Here is an 11198-nt window from a genome sequence, read left to right as displayed (position 1 = left end):
GATGTCCTATTTATTTTGGCAAATAAAAACTGGTATTAGTTTTACCAACACCAGAAAGTGTAGACCCAATTTTGTGTTGGTTTTTTGTTTGTCTCTTAATTTTATTTGACTTAAGGAATTTGGCTGAGGATCGTTAAGGCCACCATTAGAATGGCTGGCAATTTTTCCCAATTGCGGTGGACTGGATAGGAAATTAATACCACGATTAGGAGAATGACGATTAAAATAGTTGCTGGAATCGAAATCAAGTTGGCCGATAAGAGTGAAAAAGTGGTGACCAGACCGATGAACGGCCAGATAAAATCGAGAAAGTTTTTGAATGGGAAACTATTCGTGATCTTGATCAGATAAAGGCCGGCGATCAGCAAGACCTGTTCCATCGACATGGATTCGACCATCGTGTCTAACAGCGCCACCGCTAGGAATAAGGGGATGACACCTTGATCGAGGACTTTCGTAAATTTCGTGTTTAATTTCGGCGTTTGGTCGGTCATCAGGTAAATAATATATTGCATCAGCAACAAGATGGCAACGACAAATGCTTGTTGGGTGAGTAAGAGCACGATCGGAACGATCAGCGCGATTTTAAAAATAATCGTCGGCATCGGCCAAAAGGCAACGACTTCGTTACTAAATACATAGATCACGGCGAACAAAATAACGATAACGAAGTCCAGGGGCTCGACCGGTTTTAAGCTGTGATTGATCACGATCGGCGGCAACAGGAGCGCGATCAGTTCGATGACCATATTGAGTACCAAAAAATCGATCGATGCGGTGTAGCGATTCTTCAAAGTGGGCGACCTCCAATTCATAAAGTCAATCGTAATGTTTTTTACAATAATGGTCAATTAAAAATGTATAAAATTTCATAAGATTTAAAAATTGGCTTAATAATTGTTAGCGAGAATTTTAGTGAGCGCATTTAAAAATCGATTTTTCGGTGGTTATAGGTTGTTTGGTTCCGGCTAAATTTGTGGTGGGAACTGGGAAACTGCTGTGGGGACGGCTGCAGGATTTTCCAAAGTACGGAAAATTCTTCCGCCTGAAATGTGAGCTCTTCCAAAATCGGGAAGATCTCATATTTCCCCATTTTGTAAATTCGCGAAAATCGCTCATTAACAAAATTGCCACTGCAGTCCCAGTTCCCACCACAAATTTTGCCTAGTCTATTTGGAAGAGCGCGATATGTACAACGAGAATATTTAATTTGCTTTTCTATTCCCATCAATATTTTTTTAAACACGGAAAACAAAAATTGGTAATCTAGGTACACGACCAATTTAAAAATAGGCGCAATCTTTCGCCTAAGCACTATGACGTCGGCTTTTTCGGCTAATCTGCACCTATTTTAAAATTTGTCGTGTGTTATTTTGCGCAGATTTGAAATTCATCACATTTTTTATTGAACTATTCAGAGTAAAGGCTACCTTGATAATCAAACTTTCAGGAACCCATCTATTCAAATCCTACGCTAAACGAAATTAAGTTTAGGTCGAAAGTGATGGGGCAGGCAGTCGTGGCAGTGACAACCATGTTGGCGAGACGATTTTCCTCGCCTTACATGGTGGATTGATTCGAGATTTTGCCGGTTTTGCAAAAGCTCAAATCGAAGCTCGGAGCTTTTCCCGCACTTGGAAAAGCGGAGAGCGGTCCCACAGCCACAGACCTGCCTGCCCCAGCACTTTCGACCGCAGGTAGACCGATTTTTTCCGTTAATGGTTATCCGACGCCAATCCGTTTCACAATATTTTCCTTTTAATAACAGGCGTATTATGCTACACTGTTTTAGTTATTGCGTTTCCGATGGGGTCCCAGATAGGGAGCTGCCCTGTAACCGCTAAGGGGGAAAAATTATGGAAAATCGTCATTTGTTCACTTCGGAATCTGTTTCTGAAGGACATCCTGACAAAATTGCCGATCAGATTTCTGATGCGGTGTTAGATGCTATTTTAGCACAAGATCCAACTGCTCGTGTGGCCTGTGAAACCACAGTCACGACTGGTTTAGTTTTAGTTGTCGGTGAGATTTCGACATCGGCTTATGTGGACATTCAAGCAATTGTCCGCAAAACGATTATCGACGCGGGTTACGATCGTGGCGAGTATGGCTTTGATGGCCATAATTGTGCGGTGTTAGTCGCGCTCGATGAACAGTCACCCGATATTGCGCAAGGTGTGGATGAGGCGATCGAGAAGCGGGAGGATACTTCCGTCGATCCACTCGATCAAATCGGTGCCGGCGATCAAGGCATGATGTTTGGGTTTGCCGTCAACGAAACACCGGAATTAATGCCACTGCCGATTTCATTGGCACATGCCTTAATGCGGCGGACTGCGAAAGTTCGTAAGGAAGGAATTTTACCTTATTTACGACCTGATGCAAAGTCACAAGTGACAGTTGAGTACGACGAAGCAACGGGGACGATCCCACAACGCGTGGATACGGTCGTTTTAAGCACGCAGCACGATCCTGATGTCGATTTGGATACACTTGCCCACGATGTGATCGAAAAGATCATACGGCCTGTTTTACCGGCGAATTTGGTGGATGATCAAACGAAATTCTTGATCAATCCGACGGGACGTTTCGTGATCGGGGGTCCACAAGCCGATTCAGGATTAACTGGTCGCAAGATTATTGTTGATACTTATGGTGGCTATGCGCGTCATGGTGGCGGTGCTTTTTCGGGTAAAGATCCGACTAAAGTTGACCGCTCAGCCAGTTATGCAGCGCGCTATGTGGCTAAAAATTTGGTTGCTGCTGGTTTCGCTAATAAATGCGAAGTTCAGTTAGCTTATGCGATCGGCGTTGCCCAACCGGTATCGATCAATATCGATACGTTTGGCACGAGTCGTTTTTCAGAAAGTGATTTAATTGCAGCGGTGCGCGCGAATTTCGATTTGCGTCCAGCCGGTATTATTAAAATGTTAGATTTACAGCGCCCGATTTATAAGCAGATTGCGGCTTATGGGCACTTTGGACGTACAGATGTGGCTTTACCTTGGGAGAAACTCGACAAAGTTAACGCTTTGAAGGCATTTCTTAACTAAGAGCCATGAGGTATAAGAGGCGATCCAGTTGGATTTTTTCCAATTGGGTCTTTTTTTACGAAAAAGTGGGGTAACAAGTAATTATGAAGAAGAAACAAACCAATCTGGTATTGGTAACCATTGCCATTTTTGTGGCAACATTTATGACGGCGATCGAAGGAACGATCGTTTCAACCGCGATGCCGACGATTATTGGAAGTTTGAACGGGATTTCGATCATGAATTGGGTGTTCTCAATTTATTTATTGGCGAGTTCGATTGCAACACCGATTTATGGAAAATTGTCCGATCGAATGGGTCGCAAGCCGATATTTATCGTCGGGATCGTGATTTTCTTGATCGGATCAACACTGGCCGGCTTATCCGATTCGATGATGACGTTGATCTTGGCGCGTGCGCTACAAGGAATTGGCGCCGGCGCGATTCAGCCGATGACCTTTACCATGATCGCCGATATTTACCCCTTTGAAAAACGGGCAAAAGTCCTCGGCTTGAATGGTTCTGCGTGGGGAATTGCGTCGGTCATCGCACCATTATTAGGTGGTTATATCGTTCAACATCTTTCTTGGCACTGGATTTTCTTTATCAATTTGCCAGTTGGGTTGATCACGCTGCTGTTAGTGGTTTTCTTTTTCCACGAAGATCGGCAGTCTGCTAAAGCACCGATCGATTATGGTGGCGCGGCAACTTTGAGTGTGATCTTATTGGCGCTGATGTTATTTGCACAGGGAATCGGCACAGCAAACTTATTAGTCAACGGTTTCTGGATCGTGGTTGCGCTCGCGGCGACTTGGTTATTCATTCGCTTCGAAAAGCACGCCAAAGATCCATTGATTCCATTGGCGTTGTTCAAAAATCGTTTATTCTTGAGTGTCAACTTAGTCGCTGCATTAGTCAGTGGGATTTTGATCGGTTTCGAAGTTTATATTCCGATGTGGATGCAAGGAATCTTAGGCTTGCCAGCTTCAATGGGTGGTTTTGCAGTGACGCCTAGTTCAGTCATGTGGATCTTCGGATCGTTTCTTGCTGGACGTTTGATCTTAGAAAAATCGGCACCGAAAATTCTGACTTGGAGTCTGTTGATCATTGGTATCGGTATCGGAATTTTGGGCTTCTTGCCAATCGGTACACCATTCTGGACGTTCTTGTTGGTTGCGGCGTTTTTGGGAACTGGGTTTGGGATCACCATCACTACAACAACGGTGACCGCACAAAATGTGGTTACTGAAGATCAGGTCGGGTTGGTGACTTCTTTGAATACGTTGGCGCGGACGATCGGTCAAACGATCATGATGTCGAGTTTCGGCGTGATTCAGAATGCCTTGTTTGCGCAAGGGATTCAGCACGATTCGCGCTTGAAAATGAACATGCTGAATAAGTTGATCAATCCGGAAACGGCGAAGCAGATTTCCGCCGAATTATTACCTAAATTGCGTGCGATCTTACTGAATGCGATGCATGGTGTTTATTGGGTCGGTGTGATCTTAGCTGTCATTGCGCTAGCAATCAATTTCTGGTCTGGACGTAAAACGGTTGAGAAAAAATAAATGTGTATTGAAAAAGCCGAAATCATATGATTTCGGCTTTTTGTGTGGAGATATATATTATCTACCTGCGGTCGAAAGTGCTGGGGCAGGCAGGTCTGTGGCTGTGGGACCGCTCTCCACTTTTCTAAGTTCGGGAAAAGTTCCGAGCTTCGATTTGAGCTTTTGCAAAATCGGCAAAATCTCGAATCGATCCACCATGTAAGGTGGGGAAAAACATCCCGCCAACATGGTTAGCACTGCCACGACTGCCTGCCCCAGCACTTTCGACCTAAACTTATATTGGTTAGCGTAGGATTTAAATGGCGGGGCTTCTAGAAGTTGATTATCAAGGTAGCTTTTTATCTGAATAACAAAAATGACACGTGATAAACATTATCGAGCTCTTCTGAATAGAATAGGCGAAATTTTTGGTGGGAACTGGGACTGCAGTGATATTTCTGTTAATGAGCGGGTTGGGCGAGTTTACAGAAAGGGGAAATATGAGATCCTGTGGTTTTCAGGAGCTCATATTTCAGGCGGAAGAATTTCCGGTCTTTGGAAATCCTGCAGCCGTCCCCACAGCAGTTTCCCAGTTCCCACCACAAATTTCGCCGGAACCGCACAAAATAATACTAACGATTTTCAAAGCGTTGTAATTCCGGTCGGAGATAAGTGCGTCGTGCGATCAACCAATGAACAATCAAATTTCCCAATGCGAGTGCAAATCCTGCCGTGACGTCGCTGGGGTAGTGAACCTGCACGTATAAACGACTGATGCCTAGCAGTAGCAACATGACAATCATGGCGCCGATCCAAAAGCGTCGTAAATTTTGGCGTTGTAATGTGAAATGTCCGATCAAAAGGAGGGTTCCAAATAAGAGGACGGCCGTCGTGGCGTGACCGCTGGGGAAACTGAAGCCGGTTTCGACGACTAAATGTGGCAGCGTTGGTCGCGGTCGCCGCACGATATTTTTAATCGTGTGATTGATGGCGTTGCCTAGAACCATGTTGATGCCTAAGAAGGCGCCCCAACGCCAGTGATTGCGCAAGATCAGTACGAAAAAAATCAGGACGGCTAAAGTTGACACGATCAGGGGATTGCCAATTTTTGTATACAGGGTGAAAAAAGGGGTTGCGTTGGGATGCAGGGGTTTCAGCCAAGCGTAAATCGTGTTGTCATAGGTGTGGATCCACCCGGCATGTTGTGTGACACCCCAGAAAAATAGGGCGAAAATTAAATAGCTGAGTGTGGTGATGCCGATTGAAATGGCAGGATGATTTTTTCGTGTTTGTGTGTATTTCATGTTGAACCTCGATGTTTGTTTTTCATTTATTATAGCAAAGTTGGACGAGTGTCTCCGAAATGAAGGGCAACTTTAATGAATTCTGTAAAAGGACCGCTGATTGCAATTTGGCGTACTTGCCAACTGGCGTATAATGGATACATATGTTCACACATAAATACAACTGTTTTGGAGTTCACGATGCTGACAGTAAAGAAATTAATGACGCGCTATTTATCGGGAGAAAGTTTTGATTATCGGTTTGTTTTATCACTTTTGGGACCGGTTATTTTTGATCAATTCTTTTTGGTTGCCTTTAATTTTATCAACACCGCTATGATCAGCTCGTCTGGTGAGGCGGCAATCAGCGCGGTTAACATGGTGGGGAGCATCAATGTTTTTCTGATTCAAATTTTCGTGGCTGTGGGATTAGGCGGCACGGTTTTGATTGCCCAGTATTTTGGTCGCAAAGAATATCAGATGCTGGGAAAAGTTGTCAACGGCACGGTTTTCGGTGCGATTTTAGTGGCGACGAGTTTAGCGTTACTTTTCTTACTGGGTCATAATTTAATTCTGAATTTGTTATTCGGTGACGCTGAAAAAGCGGTCATGGATAATGCGCGGCTTTACATGGTCGGCGTGCTGATCAGCTACCCCTTCGAGGCCACGGTGGAAGGCGTTAACGGGAGTCTGCGTGGGATCGGACGTACCAAAAATTCGCTGCAACTTTCGCTGGTCATGAACTTATTGAATTTATTATTCAATTTTGTTTTTATCATCTATTTCAAAATGGGCGTGCTGGGCTTAGTTGTTTCGCTGAACTTATCGCGTTGGTTGGCGTCTGCGTTTGCGGGGGTCACGTTATTCAGGCATCGCGATTTATTTTCGTTGAAGTGGTCGAGTATGAAACAGCCTGACTTCCGCATGATCAAACGCGTTGTGACCGTCTGTATTCCGTTTGCGGCCGAATCATTTTTCTTCAACGGTGGGAAAATTATTATGCAAATGATGATCGTCAGTTTGGGCACGCAAGTTATCGCCACCAACGCGATCGCCTCGTCGTGGGTGCAGTTGTCTGAAATTGTGCCGACCGCGTTAGGAACGGCATTAGTCCCGATCGTCGGCCAATGTATTGGTCGCAAAAATATCAAGGACGCCCGCAAAATCACCAAATCATTTGTGAGCCTGGGCATTCTGGCCTATGTCATCGGCGAAATTATTTTATTTTTATCCTTTAACAAGGGCATCGCGTTATTTCATCCTTCTGACGTGATCAAGCCACGAATTTTCGAACTGTATCTAATTTTTGCCGTCGGTCATTTGCTCGTCTGGTGCATTAGCTTCACCTTGCCATCCGCATTGCGCGCAGCCGGGGATGCGAAATTCACGACGATGGTTTCGCTGATCACGATGTGGGGCATTCGCGTGGGCATCGGCTATTTAGTTGGGATCGTCTTCGGCTACGGTTTGCCAGGAATTTATTTTGTCTGGGTCTGCGAGTGGGCAGTGCGCGGCACGATTTTCCTACTCAGATTTCGCGGCAAGCGTTGGTATGTCCATCGCTTAATTTAAAAAAAACGATTTTAACAAAAATAGATTTCGAACCGGCTAGAACGGCGTCGTTAATGGTTTTTGGAAATTTAAAAATCGGATTGGAATATTTTTCGTGAGTTTTAACGGCCGATTTTTCAAACATTTAGGGCATAATCGGTCACATCTGACCGATTATCGTGAAATCAGATGTGGGCTTGATTTTGAACGTAGTGTTGGTGTATATTACTAGTATAATCTAGCTAGAATTAGTAGTCGTGCAAGAGCTGTTCAGCAAGTGGGTGGTCGATGTGAACCCATCAGCGTGCGCGATGAACTCGTCTAGTGGGTCTTAACTTGAAATTAAGTAGAGTCGAGCGTGTGCCAGCGTTAATGGTTTAGAGGGTTAATTCCAAATCTAGGTGGTACCACGGTCGCGCGTCCTATGAGCATATGCTTGCTTGTGGGACTTTTTTTGTAGAGTGCGAAGCGCCACGGGTTGAAAGTGGAGACTAACTTCGGCAACTGCACAAATCCTGTTTTTGGATTTGAACAGCTGCCAAGTTAGACGGAACTTTCAGTGGCGCTGAGCACGTTTTAGCTCGTTAGTTACAACTAGCTAACGAAAAAAATGTGTGGTTCCGGCGGAATTTGTGGTGGGAACTGGGTGCTTGCTGTGGGGACGGCTGCAGGATTTCCACAGACCGGAAATTCTTCCGCCTAAATTTGGAGCTTTTGTATAGACCACAAAATCTCCAAATCTTCCCTTTCTGTAAACTCACAAAACCCGTTCGTTAACAGAAATATCACTTCAAGTCCCAGTTCCCACCACAAATTCCGCCTCGTCTATTCGAAAGAGTGACGTGAATCAGAGTGTAATTATTCTGATACTACTTTTTTGACTAAGTGGTTTAGAGTTAAGCCAGTGTAAATCAGTTAGTTCCACTAACCCAGTTATTCAAATCCGACGCTAAACGAAATTAAGTTTAGGCAGCAGTTGCGGAAGAAAATAGTGGGATTGCAGTGACACTGGTGTTAATGAGCCGGTTTTGCGAATTTACAGCAGGGGGCGCATTTGAGACTTTTACGGTGGGCTTCCGGAAAAGGCTCAAATCGTGCTCGAAGACAATTTGGTTTTCAATTGGCTGAGAGCTATCCCCCACAGCAATCCCACTATTTTCTGGAGCAACTTCTGCCGCAGGTAGAACAGGGTTTTTATTCTTGCAAGCAGTTTGGACCAATTTTTATCAAGCACAGCGTTTAAAGGCAACACTAAAAAGAGTGTTTATTTTAATGGAGGTATTAAAATGTCTTACAATCACACAGTGGTCGAGAAGAAATGGCAACGCAATTGGAAAGCGGCGCACGAATTCAAGACGACGACGGATCCGAATAAGAAAAATTATTATGCGTTAGATATGTTCCCATATCCATCTGGCCAAGGCTTGCACGTCGGTCATCCCGAAGGTTACACCGCAACGGATATCACCGCGCGGATGAAACGGGCGCAGGGTTATAACGTCTTGCATCCAATGGGTTGGGACGCTTTTGGCCTGCCTGCTGAGCAATACGCGCTCAATACCGGTCACGAGCCAAGTGAGTTCACCGCAGAAAACATCGCCAACTTCAAACGGCAGATCAATTCGTTGGGCTTTTCGTACGATTGGGATCGCGAATTGAATACGACAGATCCCAGCTATTACAAGTGGACCCAATGGATTTTTGAACAAATGTATAAAAAAGGTCTCGCCTATGAAGCCGAGGTTGCGGTCAATTGGAGTCCAGATTTAGGGACAGTTGTGGCTAATGAAGAAGTCATCGACGGCAAAACCGAACGTGGCGGTTTTCCCGTTTATCGCAAACCAATGCGTCAGTGGATGCTGAAGATCACGGCTTACGCGCAACGTTTGTTAGACGATTTGGATTTGATCGATTGGCCCGAGAGTATTAAAGAAATGCAACGTAATTGGATCGGTCGTTCTGAGGGTGCCGAGATCGATTTTGACGTGGCCACTGATCAGACTACTGCTAAAAAGTCGTTCACGGTCTTCACCACTCGCCCAGATACGTTATTTGGGGCTTCATACGTCGTTATGGCGCCTGAACATGAGTTAGTCGACCAGATCACCACCGCCGACCAGAAAGACGCTGTGGCTGCTTACAAGGACGAGATCAGTCATAAGAGCGATTTGGAACGTACAGATTTAAGCAAGGATAAAACGGGCGTCTTTACCGGCGCTTATGCGATCAATCCAGCCAATAATGAAAAATTACCAATTTGGATTTCGGATTATGTCTTGGTCAGCTACGGAACCGGCGCCATCATGGCGGTTCCTGCGCATGACACGCGTGATTATGAGTTTGCGCAGAAATTCAATTTGCCGATCAAACCAGTTCTGCAAGGTGGCGATGTTACCAAAGAGGCGTTCACTGGCGACGGTGTGCATATTAATTCCGATTTTCTCGATGGGTTAGATAAAGATGACGCCATTAAAAAGATGATCGACTGGCTGGCTGAAAAAGGGGTCGGCGAGAAGAAAGTGAACTTCAAATTGCGGGACTGGTTATTTAGTCGTCAACGTTATTGGGGCGAACCGATTCCAGTTATTCATTGGGAAGACGGCGAGACGACACTCGTGCCTGAAGACGAGTTGCCTTTGCGTTTGCCTAAGACGCATGACATCAAGCCTTCTGGTACCGGCGAGAGTCCATTAGCCAACCTGACGGATTGGGTCAATGTGGTGGATGAGAATGGTCGCAAAGGTCGTCGCGAAACCAACACGATGCCACAATGGGCGGGTTCATCATGGTATTATCTGCGCTACGTCGATCCCCACAATTCCGAAAAACTTGCCGATTTTGATAAGTTAAAAGATTGGTTGCCAGTCGATTTGTATATCGGTGGTGCTGAGCATGCGGTCCTTCACTTGTTGTATGCGCGTTTCTGGCACAAATTCCTTTATGACATCGGCGTTGTGCCCACACCAGAGCCATTCCAGAAGTTATATAATCAAGGGATGATTCTGGGCGATAATCACGAGAAAATGTCTAAATCAAAAGGTAACGTGGTTAATCCAGACGAAGTTGTTGAACAATATGGTGCCGATACCTTACGTGTTTACGAAATGTTCATGGGGCCATTGGATGCGTCGATTTCTTGGAGTGAAGATGGACTTGCGGGTTCGCGTCGTTTCTTGGATCGTGTTTGGCGTTTGTTCATCGATGATGATGGCAAGTTGCGCGATCGTATTACCACGGTTGATGATGGTCGATTAGATCGGGTTTATAACCAGACGGTCAAAAAGGTCACCGACGATTTCGAAGATCTGCATTTCAATACCGGGATTTCGCAGTTGATGGTCTTTGTCAACGAGGCCTATAAAGTCGACGCCCTGCCAGTTCAATACGTCGAAGGCTTCGTCAAATTGCTCGCACCGGTTGCGCCACACATGATGGCAGAAATCTGGGAGAAATTAGGTCATCAAGATAGCCTCACTTATGCGAAGTGGCCAACGTTTGACGCGAAGTTCTTGGTCGCAGATGAAGTTGAAGTGATCGTGCAAGTCAACGGTAAATTACGTGTCAAGTTGCAAGTGGCTAAAGATCTCGATCAAGCGGTTTTGCAGGAACAAGCCCTAGCAGACGAGCACTTGAAGAAATTTATCGGCGATAAAAAAGTCGTTAAAGTCATCGTGATCCCGAATAAAATCGTTAATATTGTCGTGAAGTAATTAAGTGTTTTTTGAACGGTAAAAGTCAGGTCAAGTGCCTGGCTTTTTTCGTTGCTTAGGTTTCGCCAGTGTTAA

General features: G+C 45.2%; 6 protein-coding genes and 1 riboswitch. Of the genes, 4 read left to right on the top strand and 2 right to left on the bottom strand.

All coding sequences use genetic code 11. The annotated features are described in order from the left end of the window. Positions 1–110: 110 nt before the first annotated feature. Positions 111–794: a hypothetical protein gene (locus EKM67_RS03035; protein WP_125577169.1), complete on the bottom strand. Its 684-nt coding sequence runs from the start codon at positions 792–794 to the stop codon at positions 111–113. 993 nt (positions 795–1787) lie between these two features. Further along, positions 1788–1859, top strand: a riboswitch (SMK box riboswitch). On the opposite strand from EKM67_RS03035, the gene metK reads away from it, so the two are divergent. Both metK and EKM67_RS03025 read left to right on the top strand, forming a co-directional pair. Continuing rightward, entirely contained in the window at positions 1857–3053 is a 1197-nt protein-coding gene (metK, locus tag EKM67_RS03030; protein ID WP_125577167.1) for a methionine adenosyltransferase, read from the top strand. Its footprint overlaps the riboswitch before it by 3 nt. A gap of 83 nt (positions 3054–3136) precedes the next feature. Next, a complete protein-coding gene (locus EKM67_RS03025; protein WP_125577165.1) occupies positions 3137–4600 on the top strand; it encodes an MFS transporter in 1464 nt (487 codons plus the stop codon). Positions 4601–5211: 611 nt separating this feature from the next. On the opposite strand, the gene EKM67_RS03020 is transcribed toward EKM67_RS03025, so the two are convergent. Beyond that, positions 5212–5883: a phosphatase PAP2 family protein gene (locus EKM67_RS03020; protein WP_125577164.1), complete on the bottom strand. Its 672-nt coding sequence runs from the start codon at positions 5881–5883 to the stop codon at positions 5212–5214. 180 nt (positions 5884–6063) lie between these two features. On the opposite strand from EKM67_RS03020, the gene EKM67_RS03015 reads away from it, so the two are divergent. Then, a complete protein-coding gene (locus EKM67_RS03015; RefSeq protein ID WP_125577162.1) occupies positions 6064–7434 on the top strand; it encodes an MATE family efflux transporter in 1371 nt (456 codons plus the stop codon). A 1265-nt stretch (positions 7435–8699) separates the two neighbouring features. Further along, positions 8700–11123, top strand: a complete 2424-nt coding sequence (gene leuS, locus EKM67_RS03010) for a leucine--tRNA ligase (RefSeq protein ID WP_125577160.1) — start codon at positions 8700–8702, stop codon at positions 11121–11123. Positions 11124–11198: the final 75 nt, after the last annotated feature.

It is taken from the genome of Lapidilactobacillus mulanensis (genome assembly GCF_003946215.1).
GTDB classification, from domain to species: Bacteria; Bacillota; Bacilli; order Lactobacillales; family Lactobacillaceae; genus Lapidilactobacillus; species Lapidilactobacillus mulanensis.
This window is presented reverse-complemented; position numbering and strand designations above follow the sequence as displayed.